Here is a 23,184-nt window from a genome sequence, read left to right as displayed (position 1 = left end):
ACCCCTCGTCCTCATCCCGTAGGAGGCACCACCCGCATGCGGAAGATACTCGTCGTCGGAGCCGGCCAGTCCGGCCTCCAGCTCGCCCTCGGCCTGCAGTCGCACGGCTACGAGGTCACCCTGATGTCGAACCGGACCGCGGACGAGATCCGCTCCGGCCGGGTCATGTCGACGCAGTGCATGTTCGACACGGCCCTCCAGCACGAGCGCGACCTCCAGCTGAACTTCTGGGAGTCCCAGGCCCCGAAGATCGAAGGACTCGGCGTCTCGGTGGCCGCGCCCGGCTCGCACGACCCGGGCCCCACCCAGCGGGCGATCGACTGGGTGGGCAGGCTCGACGGGTACGCGCAGTCGGTGGACCAGCGGGTGAAGATGGCCGGCTGGATGGAGACCTTCGCCCAGCGCGGCGGCCAGCTGGTCATCCACGGTGCGGCGGTCGGCGACCTGGACTACTTCTCCCGCACCTACGACCTCGTCATGGTGGCGGCCGGCAAGGGCGAGCTGGTGTCGATGTTCGCCCGTGACCCGGAGCGCTCCCCGTACAGCGAGCCGCAGCGGGCGCTGGCGGTGGCGTACGTCCACGGCCTCGGCCCGCGCCCGGAGCACCCGGAGTTCGACGCGGTCCGCTGCAACCTGGTCCCCGGCGTCGGCGAGCTGTTCGTCATGCCGACGCTCACCACGTCCGGCCGCGCCGACATCCTGTTCTGGGAGGGCATACCCGGCGGCCCGCTCGACGTCTTCCAGGGCGTCAAGGACCCGGCGGAGCACCTCTCCCTGACCCTGGAACTCATGGAGAAGTTCACGCCCTGGGAGTACGCGCGGGCCACGAAGGTCGAACTCACGGACGCGGGCGGCACCTTGTCCGGCCGCTACGCCCCGACCGTCCGCAACCCCATCGGCCGGCTGCCCTCCGGCGGGCTGGTGCTGGGCGTGGCCGACGTGGTCGTGGCCAACGACCCGATCACCGGACAGGGTTCCAACTCGGCGTCCAAGTGCGCCGCCGCGTACCTCGCGTCGATCCTGGAGCACGGCGACAAGCCGTTCGACGAGGAGTGGATGCGGCAGACGTTCGACCGGTACTGGGCCACCGCCCAGCACGTCACCAAGTGGACGAACGCGATGCTGGCGCCGCCGCCGGAGCACGTCCTGAACCTCATCGGCGCCGCCGGGCAGTTGCAGCCGGTGGCGGATCGATTCGCCAACGCGTTCAACGACCCGGCCGACTTCGAGAACTTCTTCTACGACCCGGAGAAGACGGCCGCGTACCTGGGATCGCTCACCGGAGCCTGATGTGTTTGTCCCCTTTTGACACCCTCTGTCGGCGGAGAGACGCTAGGAGGCGGGGCTGAAGGGGGGACAGGACACGGAGGAGTTTCCATGAACGGTCGACGTGTACGCCTGGCGGTGCTGGCACCCCTGGCGGTGTCGTCGCTCGCGCTGGGGGCGGTGACGTTCACCGCCTCCACCGCTACGGCGGCATCGCCCACCTGTGGTGTCAGGAGCACCAACGATCCGAAGAACCTCCAGGTCAGCGGCAAGGACTTCAAGCCGAACAAGGCCGTTGCCGTGGAGTCCGCCAACGGATCCGAGGGCACCGTGAAGACCGACGCCAGTGGCAGCTTCTCCCTGACCGTCACCGACGCCAGCGGCACCGTCAGCGCCCAGCAGGTCGGCGGCCCCGAGGTCAAGTGCGGCACGGCCGAGCAGGGGGAGCAGAAGAACGCCCGGGAGCAGTTCAGGCAGGGCTTCAAGGACGGCTTCGCCGACATCAAGCAGGACTGCAAGGAGAACAAGAAGAACCAGGGCGTCACCGCCGCCGACCCCAACTGGCAATCCGGATACAAGGCGGGTGCCGAGGCCGCGCTGAAGCGATTCTGCAAGGACTAGCGGCCCCCGCCCGTATCGGGACGCACGGCGCCCAGGACCGGATAGCTGGCGATCGGTGACACCGTGACCTTCTGCCCCGGCCTGGGCGCCTGCACGACCTTTCCGCCGCCCACGTACATCGCGACGTGCGTCGCCTCCGGGAAGTACACCACCAGGTCGCCCGGCCGGAGTTGGTTCAGCGGGACCCTTCTCAGCCGGTCCCACTGTTCCTGGCTGGTGCGCGGGATCGGGGTACCCGCGTGGGACCACGCCTGCGACGTCAGGCCCGAGCAGTCGTACGCGTCGGGGCCCTGCGCGCCCCACTGGTACGGCTTGCCGAGCTGGTCCATGGCGTAGCGGACGGCACGTTCGCCGGCCGGGGTGGCCGCGCGGTCGGCGGGCAGGGCTCCCGCGGTGGCCAGGCGCTGCTGGGCCGCGGTGACCCCCTGCTGTTCCAGCCGGGCCACGGCCGCGAGCTGGGCCGGGGTGAGACCGGCCAGCAGGCGTTCCACGTCGGCGAGTTTCGCCTGGACGTCGTCGCGCTGCCGTTTCTGCCGGCCGGCCAGGCTGAGCTGGGTGTCGAGGGCCTTGCGGGCCGCGCGGGCCAGCGTGTCCTTGCGCTGTTCCGCGGTGGTCAGCCGGGCCACCGTACGGGCCCGTTCGCGTGCCAGCTCGCCGAGGACGTGGCCCTCGTCCAGCGCGTGCTGCGGATCGGGCGCGAGGAGTACGCGCACGTACGGGCCGAGGCCGCCGCTGTTCTGGTACTGCTGCCGGGCCAGGCGCCCGGCGTCGGTGCGGCTGCCCCGCAGGACGAGCCGGGCGCGGGCGAGTTCGCCGTCGAGCCGGGCCACCTCGGCGCGCTGCCGCTCCAGCTGCTCGGTCGTGGCGTTGTAGGTCTCGGTGGCCTGCTCGGTCCGCCGGTACAGCTGCTGAAGGTCCGTCAGCAGCTGGGCCACGGACCGCTGGGGTTCCGGCGTGGCCACGGCGGTCACGGGCACGAGGGCGGCCTGGGCCGTCACCGCCGTCGTACAGGCCAGACGCAGAAGTCTTCCTGACACGTCATCACCTCCGCTGCGAAGGAAGCGGAATCTCCACTTCCCAGCGCAACCCGATAATCAGACGTGTAAGTGCGGCTGGATACGAAGCGTGCGCGGTTCGGCGCAGCGGTTTCACCCGTTCGCGTCGTCCGGCTTGCCGGACGGCGTGGCGTCCGGCTTCGACCAGGGCCAGCGGAGCTTTCCGCCCGACCTGTCGTCCGGGTGGTACCGGTACTTCCACCCCTGGACCAGCCCCAGCCGCCTGCTGTGCCCCCGGGGCACGCGGCGGTAGACGAGCACCGTGGGCGGGCCGCCGCCGGGGTCCGGGACGGGGATGCGGTACGTCTTCGGGGGGTGCCCGGTGGGGCCGACCAGGACGGGCAGCACGCGCCCGTCCATGGGGCCGCCCTCGAAGGGGGTGTCCTGGCTCTTCACGGGTCCAGTCTCAGCCATCCGCCGACAGCGCGGTGACCAGCGCGGCCGTCTGCTGGTCCCGGCCCGCGGTGACCGTGAGAACCGCCACGAACTGCTCCACCAGCCAGTCGCGCAGCTCCTCCACCGGGGGCTGCTTGTCCTCGTCCAGCCAGATCAGGGAGGCCGCCTCCACGGCCGTGATCCACATCCGGACGGTCATGCGCAGCCGGGGGCCCGGGTCGGGGATGCCGAGGTGCTGGTAGATGTGCTCGGCGGCGGACCGGCGCACCCCGTCCACGATCGCGGTGGTGCGCGAGGTCTCCACCACGCTGCCGCCCTGCAGCAGCGCGCTGAAGCCGGTGTCGTGCTCGTCCACGAAGGCCAGATAGCGGTCCAGGGCGCGGGACAGCCGGGGCAGCAGAGGGCCCTCGCGGGGCTCGTCGAAGCACTGCCGGAGTTCCTCGGCGGCGGAGCGCAGCGCGGCCTCGTACAACTGCTGCTTGCCGCCGGGGAAGTACCGGTACACCAGCGGGCGCGACACTCCGGCCGCCTCCGCCACGTCGTCCAGGGAGACGTCCTCGGGCGCGCGGTGCGCGAAGAGGCCCAGGGCGGCGTCGAGAAGCTGGCTTCGCCGCTCCTCGACGCTGAGCCGACGGTATGCGGGGGTGGCCGACGGGGTCATGGCCAGCAGCCTAATCGCCGCGCGGCTTCGGCCGGCCTCCATCTGCCGGTGCGTAGTGGTTGCTCGCGCCCACGCGGCGGAGCCGCACGTCGACCAGCCCCGCGCCGCTTCGGGGCGCTCAGCCCCCGTCTACGCCAGCAGTCCCGAAGACCTCCACAGCCGCCGCCCCACACCCCGCAGTACCCCGATGTCGTCCAGGAAGTCCGTCAGCCGCTTCGCGCCCGTCTGCATGACCTCCCGCCGGTGCGCGCTGGCCTTCACCTGGGCCATCGCCTCCCGCTTGTCCAGGCCGACGTTGGTGTAGACCTCCGGGTTGACGAAGGCGACCGAGAAGACGCGGGCGAACTCGCCCGACGTGACCCGGGTGAACTCCTGGGACCACTTCGGGGCGGTCACCATCTGGCGCCGCAGCTCCTCACGGGCGTACCGGACATGCCGCGCCTCCTCCACCACGTGGATCCGCGTGACACCCCGGATCAGCGGCTGCACCCGCTCGTCGGGGAACGTCAGCCGCTGCATCCAGTCCAGCACCTCCTCCCCGAGCAGCGTGGCGGTGAAGGAACCGGGGGTCGTGGAGATCGTCTTGAACAGGCGGCCCAGGTTCTGGTGGACGCGGCTCACCGGGTACCAGGGCGTGCCGCCGTGCGAGATCAGCCGGGCGAACATCTTCGAGTGCCGGCACTCGTCCTCGATCTCGGTGAGCGCGTACCGCACGTGCGCGCTCGTCGCCGCCTTGTCGTAGATGTGCCGGACGAGCAGCTGCATGAGGATGATCTCGAACCAGATGCCGAGCGAGGCCAGCGCGGCGGCCTCGTGCCGGGAGAGCAGCATGCGCTGTTCCTCGCTCATCCGCTTCCACATCGGCGTGTCGTACAGCGACACCAGCTCCGGTGGCCAGAACCACTTGCCCTCCTCGAAGGGCGCGTCCCAGTCCAGCTCCTCGTCCGGGTCGAAGGAGTGCTTGGCGGAAGAGACGAGCAGCCGTTCGGCCACCTGTTCCCGGTCCTTGAGCAGGCCGAGCGCGTCGCGCAGCCCGTCCAGCGCGTCCGCTTCCGTCAGGGTCGTCATGGCTCCCTCACCTCGTTACCCGGGGGTAGTCGTCCTGCCTCTTATGAGACTGCCTGTCAGCAAGGCCGTCAATCCCTTGCGCATGACTTGTTGACTCGGCGTCTACGTGTGAGCCTGCGGGGTATGCCGACCCATGAGCTCTACGCCAACGACCCGGGAGACTCCCCCTGGCAGGTTCCCGCCGCCGGCGCGGCCCGGTTCAGCTGGGAGTACGACGACGGCCGCGACCGCCTCCTCGCCCTCTACCAGAAGGGCAAGGACAAGCAGTGGGACGGGCGGACGCGGATCGACTGGGACCTGGAGGTCGACCCGTACGACGCCCTCGGCACGCCCGACGAGGCGATGTCCCTGTACGGCACCCCGTACTGGGACAAGCTCTCGGAGAAGGACAGGGGCGAGCTGCGCCGGCACTACGCCTCCTGGCAGTTCAGCCAGTTCCTGCACGGTGAGCAGGGCGCCATGATCTGCGCGGCCCGGATCGTCGAGTCGGTGCCCGACCTGGACGCCAAGTTCTACTCCGCGACCCAGACCATGGACGAGGCCCGGCACGCCGAGATCTACGGCCGGTTCCTGCACGAGAAGATGGGCCTCGTCTACCCGATCAACGACAACCTCCAGTCGCTGCTCGGCGACACCCTGCGCGACAGCCGCTGGGACATGCCCTACCTCGGCATGCAGGTGCTGATCGAGGGCCTGGCGCTGGCCGCCTTCGGCATGATCCGGGACACCACGAACAAGCCGCTGCCCCAGCAGATCCTCACGTACGTCATGCAGGACGAGGCCCGGCACGTGGCCTTCGGCCGGATGGCGCTGCGCGACTACTACAAGCAGCTCACCGACGCCGAACTGCGCGAGCGCGAGGAGTTCGTCATCGAGGGCTGCTACCTGATGCGCGACCGGCTGCGCGGGGTGGAGGTGCTGGAGAACTTCGGCATCCCCAAGGCCGAGGCGGAGGCGCTGAGCGAGCGGTCCGAGTTCCTCCGGCTGTTCCGGAAGCTGCTGTTCAGCCGCATCGTCCCGTGCGTCAAGGACATCGGCCTGTGGGGCAAACGGCTCCAGCAGGCCTACGTGGACATGGGGGTGCTGGAGCTGGGCGACTCCGACCTGGACCTGCTGATGGCCCAGGACGAGGAGCTGGCCGAGCGGCTGGACGCCGAGCGCTTCGCCGCCGAGGAGCGGGAACGGGTGGCCGAGGTGGAGACGGCGATCCGGTCGGGGGCGGCGGAGGACTGACCGGGCGCGGAATGCGGTGCCGGTTCGTCACCCGGGTGCAGTAGCGTGCTGGCGTGTCCATGCCTCCACCGCCGCAGAATCCCGGCCCCTACGGCCAGCAGCCCCCGCAGAACCCGGGGCCGTACGGCCAGCAGCCGCCCTACGGCCAGCAGCCCCCGCAGGCCCCGGGCCCGTACGGCTCCCCGTACCCCCAGCAGCAGCCGTACCCGGCCCAGCAGCCGTACCCCGGCTGGGGCGTCCCGCCCATGGCCCCGCCCCCCAAGAAGCGGCGGATCGGTCTGGTGCTCGGCATCGTGGGCGGTGTCGTCGCGGCCGTCGTGGCGCTGCTCATCGTGCTCGGGACGGTGGCCGAGAGCGGTTTCCCCGCAGCGGAGCACAAGCTGACCCTGCCCGGCAAGCTGCTCGACGGGAAGTACGAACTCGTCGACGACCTCTCCGGGTCCGAGGGCAAGAAGATCAGCAGGGAGGCCGACGGAGCCTGGGACGCCAAGGACACCCACGGCGTGGTCGGCACCTACAGCCCCGGCGGTGACGAGGCCAAGGGCACCCTGGTGGTGTCCGGCATGTACGGCCGGTTCAAGAACACCGACGAGGCCCGTAAGAACATGATGAAGGGCGCCGGCGAGGGCGACGACGCCACGATCGCCGTCCCGGCGAAGGAGTTCCAGCTGGACGGCGTCACCATCAGCTGCGAGGTGATGACCGAGGGGCACCTCGGCACGAAGATCACCGTACCGGTGTGCGCCTGGGCCGACGGCAACACCGGGGCCACGGTCGCCGAGGTGGCCACGGCGGCCATGAACCAGGACCCGTCGGACGTCGACCTGGAGGCGTTCGCACGCAAGACCCTCACGATCCGCTCGGAGATGCGGGAGCCGATCGGCTGACCCTCACCGCCCCAGCACCGCCCGCATCACCTCCCGCGCGATCGGCGCCGCGTCCCCGCCGCCGCTGATCTCGCCCCGGTCCGCCGAGGCGTCCTCCACCACCACCGCGACCGCCACCTGCGGCTCCAGCGCGTCCTCGGCTTGCGCCCAGGAGACGAACCAGGCGTACGGCACCCCGGCGTTGCCGATCCCGTGCTGGGCGGTGCCGGTCTTGCCGCCGACCAGCGCGCCGGGGATGGCCGCGTTGGTTCCGGTGCCCTCCTCCACCACGCCGGCCATCAGCTCCTTCATCCGGGCCGCGGTGGCCGGCCGCATCACCTGCCGCCCCGGCCGGGACTCGCTGCCGGAGACCGTCTCGCCGCCGTGCCGGGTGGTCCGCTCCACCAGATACGGCGGCCGCAGCCGGCCGCCGTCCGCGACCGCCGCCGCGACCATCGCCATCTGCAACGGCGTGGCCCGCGTGTTGTACTGCCCGATCGAGGACAGCGCCAGCTGCGCCTTGTCCACCCGCGTGTCGAAGGTGCTGGGCGCCACGGTGAACGGAATGCGCACCCCGGTGTCGTTGAACCCGAACGCCTGGGCCGTGGTCGCCATGTCCCGCACCCCCACGTCCACGCCCAGCTTGGCGAAGACCGTGTTGCAGGACCACTCGAAGGCGTCCCGCACCGAGGCGTCCCGGCAGCCGTCGCCCTCGTTGGTCAGCCGGGTGGTGGTGCCGGGCAGCCGGTAGGGGTCGGGGGAGTCGGTGCGCTTGTCGAGGTCCGTGACCACCCCCGCGTCCAGCGCCGCCGCCGCGGTGACCACCTTGAACGTCGACCCCGGCGGATAGGTCTGCCGCACCGCCCGGTTGAGCATCGGCCTCTCCGGGTCGTGGTTGAGCCGCGCCCACGCCGACGTCACCGCCTCGCTGTTGCCGGACAGCTCCGAGGGGTCGTACGACGGGCTGCTCACCAGCGCCAGGACCCGGCCCGTGGCCGGCTCGATCGCGGCCACCGCGCCCTTCCGCCCGGCGAGTCCCCGGTACGCGGCCTCCTGCGCCTGCCGGTGCAGGGTCGTGACGACATCGCCGCCGCGGTTCGGTGCCCGCGTCACGTCGTTCCACAGCGGCAGCGGCGCGAGCATCGGATCGGTGCCGGAGAGCACCCCGTCCTCGGCGTGCTCCAGGAGCGTGGTGCCGTACTTCTGCGAGGAGAAGCCGGTGACCGGCGCGTACAACGGGCCGTCCCGGTAGGTGCGTTCGTAGCGCAGCTGCTCGCCGGTGTCCAGGGACCCGGTGACCGGCTCGCCGCCCACCAGGATGTTCCCGCGCGGCACCTGGTAGCGGGCGATCGCGGCCCGGCGGTTCGCCGGATTGCCGTCGTACTCGTCCGACTGCACGACCTGCACCCGGGTGGCGTTGGCCAGCAGGGCCGCGAGCAGCAGGGCGCAGAACGCGCAGGCGTGCCGGATGTACTTCGCCATCGGGCGCCCGCCGTCGGGAAGGCCGTACTCGCTCACGGTGCCTCCCGGCCGTCGTACTGGCTGCGCGCCGAGTCGCTCACCCGGACCAGCAGCGCCACGATCGCCCAGTTGGTCACCACCGAGGAGCCGCCCTGGGCGAGGAACGGCATCGCCATGCCGGTCAGCGGGATCAGCCCGGTGACCCCGCCCGCGATCACGAACACCTGCAACGCCACGATCGAGGCGAGCCCGACCGCGAGGAGCCGGCCGAACGGCTCGCGCAGCGCCAGGCCCGCCCGGTAGCCGCGCTCCACCAGCAGGGCGTACAGCAGCACGATCCCCGCGAGTCCCGCGAGGCCCAGCTCCTCACCGGCGGTCGCCAGGATGAAGTCCGACTTGGCGGCGAAACCGATCAGGATGGAGTGGCCGAGCCCCAGCCCGGTGCCGAGGAACCCGCCGGCGGCGAAGGCGAACAGCGACTGGGAGAGCTGGTTGGGGCCCTGCCCGGCCTCGATGGTGGCGAACGGGTGCAGCCAGTCCTCGATCCGCCCGCCCACATGCGGTTCCAGACGCCCCACGGCGAACGCACCGAGCACGGCCAGCAGCAGCCCGACCGCGATCCAGCCGGTGCGCCCGGTCGCCACGTACAGCAGCACCACGAACAGCCCGAAGAACAGCAGCGAGGTCCCGAGGTCCCGCTCCAGCACCAGCACGCCCACGCTCACCAGCCAGATCGTCAGGATCGGCCCGAGCACCCGCCCGGTCGGGAACTGCAACCGCCACAGCCGGCGCCCGGTGTACGCGAGCGCGCTGCGGTTGGCGGCCAGATAGGCGGCGAAGAACACGGCGAGCAGCACCTTCGCGAACTCGCCCGGCTGGATGGAGAACCCGGCGATCCGGATCCAGATCCGGGCCCCGTTGACCGGCGGGAACAGGATCGGCAGGGCCAGCAGCACGAGGGCGGCCACCACACAGACGTACGCGTACCGCTGGAGCACCCGGTGGTCGCGCAGCACCAGCACGACGGCGATGAACAGACCCACCCCGAGCGTGGACCACACCAGTTGCGTGGGGGCCGCCTGGTCGCCCGGTGTCTCCAGGTCCAGCCGGTAGATCAGGACCAGCCCGAGCCCGTTGAGCAGCACGCCGATGGGCAGCGGCAGCGGATCGGCGTACGGCGCCCGGATGCGGACCGCGACATGGGCGAACAGGGCGAGCACGCCCAGCCCGGCCCCGTAACCGACGGCACCGGGCGGCACGGTACCGGTGCGCGCCAGCCCCACCGCGCAGTAGCCGTACACGGACAGCAGGACGGCCAGCACGAGCAGGGACAGCTCGACGCCCCGACGCCGGGGGAGGCGCACGGCACGCGCGGGAGCGGGAGCCGCCGCCAGGGTGGTTCCGGCCTTCGTCATGCCCGGAACCTACCTAAACGGGACGTCTTGTGTGCGGAGGGCGGGGCCGCGCCCCCGCCCCGAGCCCTACTCGGCCACCGGCAACCTCAACGTCGCCACCGCGCCCCCGTCCACCGCGTTGGCGAAGGAAAGCCGCGCCCCCAACACCTCCGCCTGCCCCACCGCGATGGTCAGACCCAGCCCGTGCCCCGTGGCCCCGCCCTCCGTACGGAACCGCTGCGGCCCGTGCGCGACGAGATACCCCGGATACCCGCCCCCGTGATCCCGCACGGTCACCACAGGCCCGTCCACGGTCAGCACCACCGGAGGTGCCCCGTGCCTGTGCGCGTTGGCCACCAGGTTCCCCAGCACCCGCTCCAGCCGCCGCCGGTCGGTCTCCACCCGCGCGTCCCTGAGAATCCGCACCCGCGTCTCCGTACCGGACGCCCGCACCACCCGCTCGGCCAGCGCGCCCAGCTCCTCCGTGTCGGCCTCCAGCCGCTCTCGTCCGGTGTCCAGCCGCGAGATCTCCAGCAGGTCCTCGGTGAGCGTGCGCAGCGCCGCCACCCGGTCCCGGACCAGTTCCGTCGGCCGCCCGGGAGGCAACAGCTCCGCCGCCGCGTGCAGCCCGGTCAGCGGAGTGCGCAGCTCGTGCGCGACATCCGCGGTGAACCGCTGCTCGCTCAGCAGCTTGCTCTGCAGGCTCGACGCCATCGAGTCCAGGGCCGCGGCCACCGCCGCCACCTCGTCCTGCGGGCGGGTCGGGTCCTTCGTCCGGGGGTCGTTCACCCGGGCGTCCAGATCGCCCGCGCTGATCCGCCGGGCCACCCGCGCGGTGCCGTGCAGCCGCCGGGTCACCCGGGTCACCGCGAACACGCCGACCAGCACGGTCACGCCGATCGCCAGCCCCGACGACCACAGGATCGACTGGTCGAGACCGGCGATGGTGCGGGACTGCTGCGAGTAGTCGACCTCCACGGCCAGCGCCCGGTGCCCGGCCGCCGGTCCCGCCGCCCACATGGCCGGTCGCCCCCGGTGCGTGGCGACCATCGTGCCGCGCTTCCCGGCCACCGCCAGCGCCCGCAGCGACGCCGGCAGCCCCTTTGGGTCCACGCCGGCGCCCGGCAGCAGCGTGTCCCCGGCCTCGTACGCCTCGGTGGCGTCCGCGAGCCGGGACAGCGCCAGGTCACGGGCCTGGCCGACGGTCTGGTTCCGCACCGAGACATGCACGAGCACGCCGAGCAGCGCCGCCAGCGCGCAGCACATCACCGTGATGAACGCGGCGGCCTTGACGGCGAGGGTCCCGGCCCACTGGGGGAGCGCGAGCCTCATCACGGGCTCTGCGCGGGGGAGGGCGACGGGGACGGCGTCTTGCTGTGCCGGCCGTCGCCGACGTGCAGGTACTCGTCACGGGAGAACACCATCGCGCGCTGGCCCGGGTCCCACAGCCAGGTGGTGCGGTACTCGTAGCCGGAGATGTCGGCCGGCGAGCGTGCGATCAGCGCCCGGCCGGCCAGCTCCACCCCGACGACCGCGTCGTTGTCGGCCAGCACCTGCACCAGTCCGTGCCGCTCGACGGTGTACACGCGCACCGCCGTCTGGTTGGTCGGGTACAGCCGGAAGCCGAGCGTCAGATCGGCCCGGCCGTCCCCGGTGAGGTCCCGGTAGTACGGCTTCAGCAGCGGGCACCGGGCCCGGTCCCCGCCCGGCCGGCACTCCGTCATCCGGTCCACGGTCCCGTGGTAGGCGCCCTTCGACCCGTAGTCGTCGGGGCGCGCCTTCAGCTCCGCCTCCACGACGTCCACCGGATCGACCATCCGGATGTCGTCACCGGGGACCGTGACGCCCCGCACGGTCGCCCGGGTCGCCACGTCGTACGGGTAGGCCGGGCTGGAGGCCGGGCGCAGATCGGGCCAGAGCTTGGCGGGACTGACGGCGGTGGTGGTCGGCCCGGCGCCGCGCAGCTCGCCGGTGTCCCCGCAGGCCGTCGCGGTCGCCGAGAGCAGGGCGACGGCGGCCACGGCGAGGGCGGTGCGCGCGGGACGGCGGACAGGCATGGTCACATTCTGACGGAAGCGAGCTTTGTGCTGCTTCGCGGGTCGGGTGCGGGGCAGGGGGCCCCCGCCGAGCGCCGCGCGCACGACCAGCCTGTCTACTCGGCCAGCTCCTCCAGCAGCCGCACGGTCGCCAGGCCCGCCCGCAGGTACTCCACGAACAGCTCGTTGTGCAGCGCCCAGGCCGAGCGCCGGGCCCGGATCAGCTGGATCGCCTGGTCGGCCGGGTCACCCCGCTGCACCAGGGCGTGCGCGATCACCAGCCCCGACCGGTTGTACCCGTGGTAACAGCGCACGAGCACCCGCCGGCCGGCGTCCAGCGCCTCGTTCGCCGCGCGCGCCAGCCGGATCACCCCGGCGAGCTGCGTCCCGTCCAGGGGGCCGTCCGGGATCGGCCACACATGGTGCTCCACGCCCGGATCGGGGCCGTACCCCGGCAGCCGCAGCAAGGACTGCACCACGTCGAACTCGTCATGGACGACGGCGAACTCCAGCCGTCCGGACCGGCCCCGGAACTCGTGCCCGCCCATCCACAGGCCGGGCACGATCTCGCTCCACGGGCTGTCCGGAGCCGGTACGTCGGGCTGCTTTCCGCGGGTCCGCAACGGCGCCTCCCCAACTCCCCCTCACCGGGCCGCCCTCCACGGTAACCGGTCTTGCCCCGGGAGCACCCCGCCTGTTCCCATGGTCGAGGGGTGATGGCGCATGAGCGGACTGCGCGTGGTGCCGGCCTTCCGGCACGGCCGGGAACGGCTGTACGTCTGCCGCGAGGACGGCAGCAATATCGCCTGGTACGACCGTGAGACAGGCCGGGTCAACCTGCTCGGCGAGGACAGCAGGGACGATGTGCTCCACGCCCTGCAACCCTTCCTCACCGGCCCGGTGACCGTCGGCCCGCCCCCGGTCCCGACCCCCGCCGAACTCGCCCGGCTGACCCTCCACCCGGACGACGACCTGGCCCCCAACCGCCCCGGCGAGGCCCTGCTCGTCGCCCTCGACCGCGATCCCGGCCCCGTCCACCGGCTGCGCCCCGACCCGCGCCGGCGCGCCCTGACCGCCGAGCAGACCGTCGGCGAGGCCCTGGACGGCCTGGAAGGGGCCGGCTGGCACACCCTGCACTCCCTCCCCCTGCCCGGCGGCGACCGCATCCACCACCTGGTGATCGGCCCCGGCGGCCTGTTCGCCGTCCACGCCCTGTACGCCCGCAAGAGCCGGGTCCTGGTCGCCGACCCGATGGTCACCCTGGGCCGCCGCGAGGCCGAGCCGCTGCTGCGCCGGCTGCGCGCCGACGCCGACCGCGCCTCCTACGCCCTGACCGCCGAGGTCCGCCCGCTGCTGGCCCTCGTCGACCCGTCCGAGGTGACCGTGACGGCGCAGCCGCGCGGGGTGCGGATCATGACGGACACGGAGCTGGCGGCCTTGGCCCGGCTGGGCGGGGTGCTCAAGCCGGCGGACGTGGAGGCGCTGCACGGGATGGCCCGGGACCGCAACACGTGGGGGAGGCTGTAGCGAAGTCAGCCCGCACGGGGGATGTGCCGTTACGGCAACGGGGCCGCCGACCGCCGATCCAGCAGCGGCTCCATCAGGTCCCCGTGGTCCCGCAAGCGCGGCGCCATGTCCTCCGCGTGGAACTCCAGCTGCCCGGGGCGCCGGCAGCCGGCCACCTCCTCCCAGGTCACCGGCGCGGACACCAGGGGCAGCCGGCGGGCGCGCACGGTGTACGGGGTGGCCGTGGTCTTGCGGGCCGCGTTCTGGCTCCAGTCGACGAACACCTTCCCCGGCCGCAGGCTCTTCGTCATCCGGTGCACCACCAGCCGGGGCATCGCCCGCTCGGCCTCCACCGCCAGCGCCTTCGCGTACTCGGATGTCTGTTCGGACGAGCTGCCGCGCACCGCCGCCAGCAGATGCAGCCCCTTCGACCCGGCGGTCTTCGGGTACGCCTCGACCCCGTCCGCCGCGAGCCGCTCCCGCAGCCACAGGGCGACCTCGCAGCAGTGCACGACCGTCGCGGGCGCGCCCGGATCGAGGTCGAAGACCAGCCGGTCCGCCTCCTCCGGGGACTGCACCAGCCACTGGTGGGTGTGGAACTCGGTGACGAGGTTCGCCGCCCAGACCAGGCTCGGCAGGTCCTGCACCACGACCATCCGGGCCGGGCTGTCCGCCGACGACCGCGGGACCTCGGCCGTGGTGACCCACTCGGGCGTACCCGGCGGCACGTTCTTGGTGAAGAACAGCTGCCCTTCGGGGCCGTCCGGATAGCGCAGGAAGGACACCGCCCGGTCGCGCAGATGCGGCAGCAGGGCCGTGGCGGTGGTCGCGTAGTAGTGCAGCAGCTCCCCTTTGGTGAAGCCGGTCTCCGGATACAGCACCTTCTCCAGGTTGCTGAGCGCGACCCGGCGCCCCTCCACCTCTGTGATAGGCGTCATAGGATGACAATCCCAGACGAACCGGAAAAATCGGCAAAGGGAAGGGTGCGGCACGTGCGATCGATATGGAACGGCGCCATCTCCTTCGGGCTGGTCAGCATCCCGATCAAGCTGGTGAACGCCACGGAGAGTCACGCCATCTCCTTCCGGCAGATCCACACCGAGGACAACGGCCGCATCCGCTACCGCAAGGTGTGCGAACTGGAGGACCGCGAGGTCAGCCAGGCCGAGATCGGCAAGGCGTACGAGGACGCCGACGGCTCGGTCATCCCGATCACCGACGAGGACCTCTCCCACCTCCCCATCCCGACCGCCCGCACGATCGAGATCGTCGCCTTCGTCCCGGCCGAGCGGATCGACCCGCTCCAGATGGGCGCGGCCTACTACCTGGCCGCCGGCGGGGCCCCCGCCGCCAAGCCGTACACCCTCCTGCGCGAGGCCCTCAAACGCAGCAACAAGGTCGCGATCGCCAAGTACGCCCTGCGCGGCCGGGAACGCCTCGGCATGCTCCGCGTGGTCGGCGACGCCATCGCCATGCACGGCCTGCTCTGGCCGGACGAGGTCCGCTCCCCGGAGGGCGTCGCCCCCGACACCTCCGTCACCATCCGCGACAAGGAACTCGACCTCGCCGACGCCCTGATGGACACCCTCGGCGAGGTCGACCTGGAGGACCTGCACGACGAGTACCGGGAGGCGCTGGAGGAGGTCATCGCCGCGAAGGCCTCCGGCGAGGCCCCGCCCGAGACCCCGGAGCCCGCCGCCGGCGGCAAGGTGCTGGACCTGATGGCCGCGCTGGAGAACAGTGTCCGCGCGGCCCGCGAGTCCCGCGGCGCCCCGCCCCCCGGCGAGGAGGCCGAGGTCAGACCCCTGCAACGGGGGCGGGCCGAGCCGAAGGAGACCGAGGGCAAGAAGTCGACGGCGAAGAAGACGGCCGCCACGAAGAAGGCGGCACCCGCACGCAAGTCGACGGCCAAGGCGGGTGAGGGGACGAAGAAGGCGGCGAGTGCGAAGAGCACGGCGAACGCGAGGAATACGGCGGCCTCGAAGAGTACGGCGGCGAAGAAGACGACGACGAAGAAGACGGCGTCACGGAAGCGGCCGGCGTGACGGTGCCGGCGGAGCGCCGTGGGGCGGGTGGGGGCGGCGGGGCGTCGAGCGCGGGCCCGCTGCGGTTGCTCGTACAGTGCCCCGCGCCTCCGGGGTCTTGAGGAGAGGCACCCTGTCGCCGCCGGCAAGCGCACCCACCCCCGCCGAGCCCCCGCACCGGGCGCTCACTGCGCAGACCCCACCCGGCCCCACCGCAGCAGCACCAGCCCGCCCCCGCCCACAGCCAAGGCGCCCAGCACCGCAGCGAAGCCCGTCGCCCCCGCCGTCAGCCCCACCGCGTCGCTCACATAACCGGCCGTGACCGGAAGAAGCCCGGCGGGAAGGTAACCCCCCACGTTGAACGCCGCGTTGGCCTCGGCGAGCCGGGCCCCCGGCACGGTCGAGTTCAGCAGCGACAGCCCGCCAAGCTGACCGAGACCCTGTCCGCTCCCCGCCAGCACCGCGGCAGCGGCCAACGCCGGAACCGAGCCACCGTGCACGGCGACCACGAGTGCCAGCATCCCGAGAGCCGTGGCGCCGGCCCCGGTGACCAGAACCACCCGGCGGCGCAGTCGTCGTACCGCGAACTGCACACCCGTGGCGCTGAGGAACATCGCGAACGCCAGCGCCCCGGCAACGATCCGGCTGCCGGTACCCAGCAGACCCGACAGCAGCGAGGGCCCGAGCGACAGCACGAAGGACGTGGCGGTGATCCCGGGGGCGAACACGGCGATTCCGAGGGCCAGTCGCCGGCCCGCACCACGCGGCACCCCCGGCACCCGAACCCACGCACCGGCACCGCCACCGCCCCGCACGGGCCGTCGTACCGGCATCCGCAGCACCACCACGCCGGCCGTGACGAGCAGCACCGCCTCCACCACGAACACGGTGACCGTGGGCGCGGGCAGCGTCTCGGACAGCACCCCCGCGAGCAACGGCCCCACTCCCGCGCCGAACACCATCGCGCAGGAAGCGAGCAGCGCCGCGAGCCGCCGACGGTCGGGCCCGGCCACGTCCGTCACCGCGGCCATCCCCGCCGAGACCACGGCCCCGACGGCGACACCGGTGCACAGCCGGGCGACGATCAGCGCGGCCACGCCACCGGCGGTCGCGAAGACCAGGCAGGCCACGAGGGCGAGCCCGAGCGCGGGCAGCAGCACGGGCTTGCGGCCGAGCCGGTCGGAGACGACCCCGGAGACGAGCAGGGAACCGAGCAACCCCGCGATGTAACAGGCGAAGACCACGGTGAGCGTGCCCTTGCTGAACCCCATCTCGCGCTGCCACAGCACGTACAGCGGGGTGGCCGCGTTGGACAGCACGAACACGGCCGTCACGGGCCAGGCGGCGAGCCAGACCCACCGGACGGGCACGTCACCGCTCCCCGCCCGGGCACGCGCATCGGACATCACCTCGGTCATGGACATACCTCCCGGACGCGGTCAGTACGACTTCGCTCGTACTGGTACGAGGAAAGTCGAACCTAGCACGCTGTACGATCAGAGTCGTATAAGCATGCAGGGGGAGAAGGAGCCGCAGGTGACAGCGCGAACGCAGCGGACCGGCCGGACTTCACCGGCCGGGGAGACCGGGCAGTCAGGACCAGCCGGACCGATCAAGACCCTGCCCGAGCCGCCGGACCTCCCCGCCCCGCTCCCCGAACCCCCCGTCTCCGAGCTCCGCCTGGAGACGGTGCTGGGCGCCCTCAGCGACCCCCTGCGGCTGCGGATCGTCCGCAAACTCCTCCTGGAGTCGGAGGAGTTCGACCACACCTGCGGCTGGTTCGGCCTGGACCGCCCCAAGTCCTCCCTGACCCACCACTTCCGGGCGCTGCGCGAGGCGGGCATCACCCGTCAGCGCCAGTACGGCCTGGAACGCCGCAGCCATGTCCGGGTGACCGACCTGAACACCCGCTTCCCCGGCCTGCTGGACCTCGTGGCCGCGTGGACTCCACCGGAGGACGACTGATCCGACAGCTCCAGGCGGTCCCACAGCTCATCCGACACGATCCAGCGGTGACGTCCCCACACGGGGCCGAACGCTCGACTCCCACCCCGGACACGGCCGTCACCGCCTGCCACCCCACCGTGTCCGCGCGCAGGCCGGGGGCTTCCTCGCGTCCGGTCGCAGGGTGTCGGCCGCTGCCCGCCGACTTCCAGGAGCCACCAAATTCTTGGTCAGGTGACCAGCGGAAAACTGTCTGCGGTTTCCCGTATGGGCTCACTGAGTGGGGAAGACGAGCCGCAGAACGATCTCGCCGTCATCGATCTCCCCGGTGGGCTCGAACCCGAACTTCTGGTAGAAGGGCCACGGTTCACCCTCGCCGGGGTCGTAGCTGGTCAGCAGCTCGGTGGCGCCGTCCGCGCGAACCAGGGCGGCGATCTGGGTGAGCACCTCTCGGCCGATGCCCCGCCTCTGGTGCCGCTTGTCGATGAGGAGGCGCCAGATGAAGTGCCGCCCCTTGTAAGGACCAGCCGGCGGCTTCCACGACAGCATCACGAAGCCGACGGGCTCGTCACCGACGTACACCGCGCGGTACCAGGGATTGGCCTCCGGATTCTGCGCCGCCTGCTTGAGCGACTTGGACACGGAGGCGACGAACTGCTTCTGATCACGTCGGACGCGGAGGGCACGAACGGCATCCCGGTTGTCATCGGTGATCTCACGCAGGTGCACGCCTGGAGACCTCATGCCACATCCCTTCCAGCATGCGGCGGCTGCGCCATCCGGACCGTGGGGAAGAGCCGCCGCCGTGCGGCAGTCAGTGTTTGCGCACTATGAAGCACGTCGGGTCGGACGTCCTCGCAGCATATTCGGCGCCGCGAATCCGGAGCGGGACCGGCACGCCGGGCTACGTCCGCACCGTTCGATCCTGCCGGGGGCACCCTGCACGAGGTGCCCAAAGACTGCGCACACGGCTCCGGAGGGCTCTCGCCCTGTGCGCGTTCCCCCTGGTCAGCCTGCTGACTACGAGTCTCTACCGTCACGCTGTCCACGTATAGTCCACGGCGCTGGGCTCAACTGGCATCGGTGTCGCCGCCTGTTGATCAGCGATCCCTCCAGCGACTACCTCGGAGGGACGGCTTACTGAGTCAATGACTTGATCCAGAATCCAATACGCTTGGTCTTGGCTGGTTCCTCGAATGAAAGAACGCCCGACTCAGAGAAAACCAGCCGTCCGGTGGGTCGTCGGGAGACGGCCGTATCGTCGACCGATAGTTGCTCGTCAGACCAAACCACCGATCCTGCACGTTGAAGATCGATTTCGATTCGCATTGTATCGAAGGTGAGTGAGATCCGGTCCTCACTGAGTTCAGCCTTCCTTAGAACCTGTGAGGAAATTTGGGCCGGGTCTTCGAGGGTCTTGAGGCTGTTGACGCCGAAGACTTCAAAACCGGCGACTTCTCGTCCGACTGCTTTGTCCGTAATAAGTTCTACTGCCGCCGTGGCATCGGCTGCCTTGATCTTGCGAGGCGAGGAAGGCATTGGACCACCTTTCCGGACATGTGTCCGTGTTAGTCGCTTGGAGAGATCTCGCGCGCGGTCGGGATCCGAATCCTAACAAGCGTTACTTGTTCTTGTTCGCAGTACCTTCGACGTGAACTGACCTCCCTCGGCGAGCGGACAACGAGATCGAAATCGATCACCGTGGTGTCGAGCCGCGGAGCGTCGAGGTGCGTGAGGTTCAACATCCCAACCAGCAGACCACGTCGCAGTGTTGAGTGAGCCAGTGCAGGCCAGGGAGGAGGACGCGTGGGGGATAGGGCATGGGATGCACCGCCCGCTCCCCGGGGGATCGCGCCGGCCATAGCGTCCAAGCACACTGCTGCATCAAGGCCTGCACTGATGCGGGAACTTCATGGTGATCAATAAGTGCAGGTCAAGCCCATCCCGCCCTTGGCTCTCAACTGACCGTGTGGCGAACGGCACTTGAGGTCGTGCTGTTGTGCTACAGTCCTCTGCACTAGACGGAGGTCGTCCTCCAACGCGGTCCAAATGTGGCTGCAGAAGCTGAGACGACAGTCCCTGACGTGAGTCGACCTCCTGTGTTTACATCCGGGAGGGTCTTTCATGTCATCTTCTGTTTCGCCCCCATTTGTGGCGACCCCCTGAGTAAGTGGTCCCTTTAAGCGGGATCCCCAGCCAACAGGTAACCAATCAGCTCACCCCGTTCTAGGGCATTAGAGCTTCTCGGCCAATAGAAGCCGTGTAACGATCTCACACCCACCGCGCTTGATGCGCGCCCCCAAACATTCGAAAACAGTGCGGCCCAAAAATGGCTGCAGAAAGAGGGATGTCTGATGAGCAAGAAATCTACGGTCATTGCGCGTCAGGAGGCATACATCAACAAGGTGGAGAAGGAGGGATTCGACTTCGGCCTGACAGTCGCTGACGCATTCGTCCGGTCGATTCGAGACCTCGGCTACAAGAGCTGCGGGACGGCGCTCGACGAACTTATCGATAACTCGGTCGAGGCGGGCGCTCAGAACGTTCATGTCGCTTTTGGTTACGGAAAAAGCGACGCCAAACCCGAGTCTATCGCCATCCTTGACGATGGTTATGGAATGGTGAAAAAGATGATTCGGGCGGCCGTAGTGTGGGGTGGCACGGATCGAGAGGGCAGTCGAAATCTCTTCGGGCGCTACGGCTACGGGCTGCCGAGCGCTTCGGTTAGCCAGGGCAAGAGGTTTACCGTTTATTCCCGCACAGAGTCGGGTCCGTTCCATGCGGTGACCATGGACACAGAGGAAATCGGCCTCGGTAAATACATCGACCTCAAGACCAACCGTGTCGTAGTTCCTCAGCCCAAGGTGCAGGAACTCCCCAAATGGGTTGTCGATTACGCCAACAAAAACTTCCCCGATGGGGTTGACGGGTTGAGCACAGTTGTCGTGTGGGAGAAGCTTGACAGGCTCACCTGGAAGACAACGAAGGTGCTTGAGACCAAGCTCCTTGAGCATTTCGGTCTCGTGTACAGGGGCTTCCTCCGCCAAACCGCCATCACCGTTAACGGCAAGAAGGTCGAATCGCTCGACCCGCTCTTCGTCACGCCTGGAGCGCGCTACTTCGACCTTGACCATGATCGAGCGGAAGCGCTGCCTGAGTTGCCCATCAAGGTGAAGAGCAGCGATGGTAAGAAGGAACACGTCGTCAAGCTGCGGATCTCCTACATGCCGCCCACGTTCTTCTCCGTCGATAAAACTCGGCCGGCGCAAGGACGGAATGCGAACCCTAGGTTGGCCATCCGCAAGGAAAACCACGGTATCGTTGTTTGCCGTAACGGCCGACAACTGGACGTCATCGTCCGCAATCCATTGACGACCTTTGTCAACTATGACCGGCTCATCGGTCTGGAGCTCGACTTCCCGGCGGAACTCGATGAGGAGTTCGGGGTTACGACGGCGAAGCAGCAGATCACCATTTCCGATCGCATCTGGGACAGGCTCAAAGAGGCCGGATTCCTTCGCATTCTGGAAGACCTCCGGCGACGCCGACGTGAGGACGACGGAGACGTTAGCGCACTGCTCGAAGCAAGCCCCGAGATTCCTCGGCCCTCTGAACGGGTCATGGAGGAAGCCGAAGCGATCGTGCGGCGGAGGCCGGCGCCGGAAGAGGTTGAGCGGGAGGCAGAGGTCAACCTCCAAAAGGAAGTTGACAGGATCGCCGAAGCGACCGGCATTGATCCCAAAGTAATCGAAAAGAAGAAGAACGAGGAGATTGCCTCCAAGCCCTTCAAGGTGGAGACGGAGTCGATCACCGGGGGACCGTTCTTCCGAGTCGAGCAGCGTGGTGGGCAGATGGTGCTGCTCCTTAACAAGGCTCATCGCTTCTTCACCGACGTGTACTCTGGTGTGCCCGGCGTCGAGGGTCGGCAACTGCGCACAGGTCTGGAACTGCTGCTCTTCGCGATCGGCCAGTGCGAGTTGGACGCACCGACAGCCGTCCGAGCTACCTACGTCTCCGAGCGTATCGAGTGGTCGAACCGGCTCAACGTGTTGCTCACCCTGGCTCAGGACCAGGTCGACCCCGACAGGGAGTACCCGGAGGAGAGCGAGATGCCGGGTGAGATGATGGAGTGACGGAAGGTGTGAGGGGCCAGCTCCGCTGGCCGCGCACATGGGTGCGGGGAGCCCGGTATGGTGCTGGGCTCCCCGCACACGCATAGGAGGACGAGCACGTGTCTCAAGCGAGTGACTTGCGCTTGCGCCTTGTTAAGGAGCTGATGGCGTCAGGGTTCGAACTGCAAGGAGGCTTGCTAGTCCGTCCTGCTGGCGACGCCAAAGAGGTCACCCGCGCTCTGCATGAGACGCAACGCCGACAAGTACTTGAAAAGGCAGCGTCATTTGTTGACGCATGGGAGGATCGTCTACTTCCGTTCTTTGCTGATGGCAAGGAGGTTGATCCGGCGAGAATTCAGCCGGAAGTGCGCCCCGTTGCCACAGAGGAGGAGGCAGCCCTTTTCCGGTTCGCCAGCTTGCACTGGAGCGTACCGGTGTCTCAGGGCTACGGGCGCCGAACGCGATTCATCATCACCGATGGTTTCAATGGGAAACTGATCGGAATCTTCGCGCTAGGGGACCCGGTCTTCAATCTGCGCGTGCGTGACAATATGATCGACTGGACGCCAAGTGATCGGCAGGAGCGTCTCTATAACGTATTCGACGCGTTCGTTCTGGGTGCAGTTGAGCCGTACAGGCAGCTCATCGCCGGTAAACTTGCCGCTCTCTGCACGGTGTCGGATGAAGTTACCTCCTTCCTTGAAAAGAAGTATAGTGGGAAAGTGACCCATATCTTGGGGAAGGAAAAAGACTCCCGCCCGGTCCTCATTACCACCACGTCGGCACTCGGTCGATCGAGTGTGTATAACCGTATCAAATTCCACGATCGTCGAGTTTTCCAGCCAGTCGGATTCACGGAAGGTTTCGGTCACTTTCAGTTCTCCGAAGAACTTTTCAGTGAACTTGTGTCATTGATTGAGGATGATGAAAACTTCCGCGGTAATTCGTATGGCCAGGGGCCTAACTGGAAGATGCGCACCATCCGCACCGCCCTCGTGAAGCTGGGACTTTCTGGCGACCTCTTGCGGCATGGGATTAAGCGGGAGGTTTACCTGGCCCCGCTCGGGGTCGGATGGAGGGCCTTCCTCCGGCAGGAGACGGATCAGTTCACGCCCTTCTCTTTCCCGCTTGGCGAGATTTCCGAATACTATAAGGGTCGTTGGGCTATTCCGCGCGCCGAGCGACGTCCTGAATTCCGGGATTGGTCCCGGGAAGAGATGCGTATCTCACCGTTGCTGCCGCCGAGATCTGTGGCTATGCGACTTTTCTAATTTCCCTGCCGCAGCGATCCGACAGGTCGGTGGAGCGGCTTTGGGCTGGAGCTGCTTTGGCGCGAGTGATCATGGCCCCGTAAGCTTCCGGCGCGTCGGGCAGTCTGTGGACCTGCCCGGTAAAGCACGACGTTGGGGCCATGATCTTCGAGGCTCGCGCCAAAGTGGCTGCCTAACTGCCTGTTCTCTATCCGCTTGCGTGGTCGGCTGGGTTCGAACAGCGTCCTGGATCGAGTGAGTCGGCCGATGCCGGGGCATGGAAGAGGGGCC

General features: G+C 69.2%; 22 protein-coding genes. 9 read left to right on the top strand and 13 right to left on the bottom strand.

All coding sequences use genetic code 11. The features are described 5' to 3' along the window. The first annotated feature begins 36 nt into the window (after positions 1-36). The gene (locus tag AB0L21_RS28800; protein ID WP_365700448.1) at positions 37-1,290 is read left to right on the top strand and encodes a styrene monooxygenase/indole monooxygenase family protein; all 1,254 of its coding nucleotides are present in this window, start codon (positions 37-39) and stop codon (positions 1,288-1,290) included. An 87-nt stretch (positions 1,291-1,377) separates the two neighbouring features. After that, positions 1,378-1,887 carry a hypothetical protein gene (locus tag AB0L21_RS28795; protein WP_365700450.1) on the top strand — a complete coding sequence of 170 codons (510 nt, stop codon included), beginning with the start codon at positions 1,378-1,380 and terminating at the stop codon, positions 1,885-1,887. Here AB0L21_RS28795 and AB0L21_RS28790 read toward each other — a convergent pair. The 4 genes from AB0L21_RS28790 to AB0L21_RS28775 form a co-directional block, all read right to left on the bottom strand. After that, the gene (locus AB0L21_RS28790; RefSeq protein ID WP_365700452.1) at positions 1,884-2,924 is read right to left on the bottom strand and encodes an NlpC/P60 family protein; all 1,041 of its coding nucleotides are present in this window, start codon (positions 2,922-2,924) and stop codon (positions 1,884-1,886) included. The genes AB0L21_RS28795 and AB0L21_RS28790 overlap by 4 nt on opposite strands. Positions 2,925-3,035: 111 nt before the next feature. Then, the gene (locus tag AB0L21_RS28785) at positions 3,036-3,356 is read right to left on the bottom strand and encodes a hypothetical protein (protein WP_365787351.1); all 321 of its coding nucleotides are present in this window, start codon (positions 3,354-3,356) and stop codon (positions 3,036-3,038) included. Further along, entirely contained in the window at positions 3,349-3,999 is a 651-nt protein-coding gene (locus tag AB0L21_RS28780) for a TetR/AcrR family transcriptional regulator (RefSeq protein ID WP_365787349.1), read from the bottom strand. The genes AB0L21_RS28785 and AB0L21_RS28780 overlap by 8 nt, the downstream gene beginning before the upstream one ends. Positions 4,000-4,128: 129 nt before the next feature. Continuing rightward, positions 4,129-5,067 carry a diiron oxygenase gene (locus AB0L21_RS28775; RefSeq protein WP_365700458.1) on the bottom strand — a complete coding sequence of 313 codons (939 nt, stop codon included), beginning with the start codon at positions 5,065-5,067 and terminating at the stop codon, positions 4,129-4,131. 123 nt (positions 5,068-5,190) lie between these two features. Between AB0L21_RS28775 and AB0L21_RS28770 the strand changes: the two genes are divergently transcribed. After that, positions 5,191-6,300 carry a ferritin-like domain-containing protein gene (locus AB0L21_RS28770; RefSeq protein WP_365787347.1) on the top strand — a complete coding sequence of 370 codons (1,110 nt, stop codon included), beginning with the start codon at positions 5,191-5,193 and terminating at the stop codon, positions 6,298-6,300. Positions 6,301-6,353: 53 nt separating this feature from the next. Next, positions 6,354-7,187, top strand: a complete 834-nt coding sequence (locus AB0L21_RS28765; protein WP_365787345.1) for a hypothetical protein — start codon at positions 6,354-6,356, stop codon at positions 7,185-7,187. A gap of 3 nt (positions 7,188-7,190) precedes the next feature. Here AB0L21_RS28765 and AB0L21_RS28760 read toward each other — a convergent pair whose 3' ends face one another. The 5 genes from AB0L21_RS28760 to AB0L21_RS28740 all read right to left on the bottom strand — a co-directional run bounded on the left by AB0L21_RS28760 (position 7,191) and on the right by AB0L21_RS28740 (position 12,680). Further along, a complete protein-coding gene (locus AB0L21_RS28760) occupies positions 7,191-8,648 on the bottom strand; it encodes a penicillin-binding transpeptidase domain-containing protein (protein WP_365700686.1) in 1,458 nt (485 codons plus the stop codon). A 32-nt stretch (positions 8,649-8,680) separates the two neighbouring features. Continuing rightward, on the bottom strand, positions 8,681-10,042 hold the full coding sequence (locus tag AB0L21_RS28755) for an FtsW/RodA/SpoVE family cell cycle protein (protein WP_365787342.1): 1,362 nt from the start codon (positions 10,040-10,042) through the stop codon (positions 8,681-8,683). A 66-nt stretch (positions 10,043-10,108) separates the two neighbouring features. Continuing rightward, the gene (locus AB0L21_RS28750; protein ID WP_365700466.1) at positions 10,109-11,353 is read right to left on the bottom strand and encodes a HAMP domain-containing sensor histidine kinase; all 1,245 of its coding nucleotides are present in this window, start codon (positions 11,351-11,353) and stop codon (positions 10,109-10,111) included. Further along, positions 11,353-12,078 (bottom strand): hypothetical protein, encoded by a 726-nt coding sequence (locus tag AB0L21_RS28745; RefSeq protein WP_365787340.1) that lies wholly within the window; start codon positions 12,076-12,078, stop codon positions 11,353-11,355. The genes AB0L21_RS28750 and AB0L21_RS28745 overlap by 1 nt, the downstream gene beginning before the upstream one ends. A gap of 95 nt (positions 12,079-12,173) precedes the next feature. After that, on the bottom strand, positions 12,174-12,680 hold the full coding sequence (locus AB0L21_RS28740) for a protein phosphatase (protein WP_365700470.1): 507 nt from the start codon (positions 12,678-12,680) through the stop codon (positions 12,174-12,176). Between the two features lie 100 nt (positions 12,681-12,780). On the opposite strand from AB0L21_RS28740, the gene AB0L21_RS28735 reads away from it, so the two are divergent. Continuing rightward, positions 12,781-13,584: a nuclease-related domain-containing protein gene (locus tag AB0L21_RS28735; RefSeq protein WP_365787338.1), complete on the top strand. Its 804-nt coding sequence runs from the start codon at positions 12,781-12,783 to the stop codon at positions 13,582-13,584. Between the two features lie 29 nt (positions 13,585-13,613). Here AB0L21_RS28735 and ligD read toward each other — a convergent pair whose 3' ends face one another. Beyond that, a complete protein-coding gene (gene ligD / locus AB0L21_RS28730; protein WP_365787336.1) occupies positions 13,614-14,501 on the bottom strand; it encodes a non-homologous end-joining DNA ligase in 888 nt (295 codons plus the stop codon). A 54-nt stretch (positions 14,502-14,555) separates the two neighbouring features. Here ligD and AB0L21_RS28725 point away from each other — a divergent pair, with 54 nt between their 5' ends. Then, entirely contained in the window at positions 14,556-15,608 is a 1,053-nt protein-coding gene (locus tag AB0L21_RS28725) for a Ku protein (protein WP_365787334.1), read from the top strand. A gap of 164 nt (positions 15,609-15,772) precedes the next feature. Here the strand turns inward: AB0L21_RS28725 and AB0L21_RS28720 are convergent, their stop codons facing one another. Continuing rightward, positions 15,773-17,005 carry an MFS transporter gene (locus AB0L21_RS28720; RefSeq protein ID WP_365787332.1) on the bottom strand — a complete coding sequence of 411 codons (1,233 nt, stop codon included), beginning with the start codon at positions 17,003-17,005 and terminating at the stop codon, positions 15,773-15,775. A 193-nt stretch (positions 17,006-17,198) separates the two neighbouring features. On the opposite strand from AB0L21_RS28720, the gene AB0L21_RS28715 reads away from it, so the two are divergent. Further along, positions 17,199-17,552: an ArsR family transcriptional regulator gene (locus AB0L21_RS28715; RefSeq protein ID WP_365787402.1), complete on the top strand. Its 354-nt coding sequence runs from the start codon at positions 17,199-17,201 to the stop codon at positions 17,550-17,552. Between the two features lie 252 nt (positions 17,553-17,804). Here the strand turns inward: AB0L21_RS28715 and AB0L21_RS28710 are convergent, their stop codons facing one another. Beyond that, complete coding sequence (locus tag AB0L21_RS28710) at positions 17,805-18,275, bottom strand: GNAT family N-acetyltransferase (RefSeq protein WP_365787330.1); 471 nt, start codon at positions 18,273-18,275, stop codon at positions 17,805-17,807. A gap of 393 nt (positions 18,276-18,668) precedes the next feature. After that, entirely contained in the window at positions 18,669-19,070 is a 402-nt protein-coding gene (locus AB0L21_RS28705) for a hypothetical protein (protein WP_365787328.1), read from the bottom strand. Between the two features lie 815 nt (positions 19,071-19,885). On the opposite strand from AB0L21_RS28705, the gene AB0L21_RS28700 reads away from it, so the two are divergent. Further along, the gene (locus AB0L21_RS28700; protein WP_365787327.1) at positions 19,886-21,664 is read left to right on the top strand and encodes an ATP-binding protein; all 1,779 of its coding nucleotides are present in this window, start codon (positions 19,886-19,888) and stop codon (positions 21,662-21,664) included. A gap of 143 nt (positions 21,665-21,807) precedes the next feature. Then, on the top strand, positions 21,808-22,914 hold the full coding sequence (locus tag AB0L21_RS28695) for a Druantia anti-phage system protein DruA (RefSeq protein WP_365787325.1): 1,107 nt from the start codon (positions 21,808-21,810) through the stop codon (positions 22,912-22,914). Positions 22,915-23,184: the final 270 nt, after the last annotated feature.

The organism is Streptomyces sp. NPDC052721 (assembly GCF_040678315.1).
Lineage (GTDB): Bacteria > Actinomycetota > Actinomycetes > Streptomycetales > Streptomycetaceae > Streptomyces.
The sequence above is the reverse complement of the archived record's forward strand: the minus strand, read 5'-3'. Positions and strand labels throughout refer to the sequence as shown.

Excerpts from the sequence above, each read along its gene's own strand:
- AB0L21_RS28800 (WP_365700448.1), top strand. The coding sequence starts at position 37 with ATGCGGAAGATACTCGTCGTCGGAGCCGGCCAGTCCGGCCTCCAGCTC.
- AB0L21_RS28795 (WP_365700450.1), top strand. The coding sequence starts at position 1,378 with ATGAACGGTCGACGTGTACGCCTGGCGGTGCTGGCACCCCTGGCGGTG.
- AB0L21_RS28785 (WP_365787351.1), bottom strand. The coding sequence starts at position 3,356 with ATGGCTGAGACTGGACCCGTGAAGAGCCAGGACACCCCCTTCGAGGGC.
- AB0L21_RS28780 (WP_365787349.1), bottom strand. The coding sequence starts at position 3,999 with ATGACCCCGTCGGCCACCCCCGCATACCGTCGGCTCAGCGTCGAGGAG.
- AB0L21_RS28775 (WP_365700458.1), bottom strand. The coding sequence starts at position 5,067 with ATGACGACCCTGACGGAAGCGGACGCGCTGGACGGGCTGCGCGACGCG.
- AB0L21_RS28770 (WP_365787347.1), top strand. The coding sequence starts at position 5,191 with ATGCCGACCCATGAGCTCTACGCCAACGACCCGGGAGACTCCCCCTGG.
- AB0L21_RS28760 (WP_365700686.1), bottom strand. The coding sequence starts at position 8,648 with ATGGCGAAGTACATCCGGCACGCCTGCGCGTTCTGCGCCCTGCTGCTC.
- AB0L21_RS28755 (WP_365787342.1), bottom strand. The coding sequence starts at position 10,042 with ATGACGAAGGCCGGAACCACCCTGGCGGCGGCTCCCGCTCCCGCGCGT.
- AB0L21_RS28750 (WP_365700466.1), bottom strand. The coding sequence starts at position 11,353 with ATGAGGCTCGCGCTCCCCCAGTGGGCCGGGACCCTCGCCGTCAAGGCC.
- AB0L21_RS28745 (WP_365787340.1), bottom strand. The coding sequence starts at position 12,078 with ATGCCTGTCCGCCGTCCCGCGCGCACCGCCCTCGCCGTGGCCGCCGTC.
- AB0L21_RS28735 (WP_365787338.1), top strand. The coding sequence starts at position 12,781 with ATGAGCGGACTGCGCGTGGTGCCGGCCTTCCGGCACGGCCGGGAACGG.
- ligD (WP_365787336.1), bottom strand. The coding sequence starts at position 14,501 with ATGACGCCTATCACAGAGGTGGAGGGGCGCCGGGTCGCGCTCAGCAAC.
- AB0L21_RS28720 (WP_365787332.1), bottom strand. The coding sequence starts at position 17,005 with ATGACCGAGGTGATGTCCGATGCGCGTGCCCGGGCGGGGAGCGGTGAC.
- AB0L21_RS28710 (WP_365787330.1), bottom strand. The coding sequence starts at position 18,275 with ATGAGGTCTCCAGGCGTGCACCTGCGTGAGATCACCGATGACAACCGG.
- AB0L21_RS28705 (WP_365787328.1), bottom strand. The coding sequence starts at position 19,070 with ATGCCTTCCTCGCCTCGCAAGATCAAGGCAGCCGATGCCACGGCGGCA.
- AB0L21_RS28700 (WP_365787327.1), top strand. The coding sequence starts at position 19,886 with ATGAGCAAGAAATCTACGGTCATTGCGCGTCAGGAGGCATACATCAAC.
- AB0L21_RS28695 (WP_365787325.1), top strand. The coding sequence starts at position 21,808 with ATGGCGTCAGGGTTCGAACTGCAAGGAGGCTTGCTAGTCCGTCCTGCT.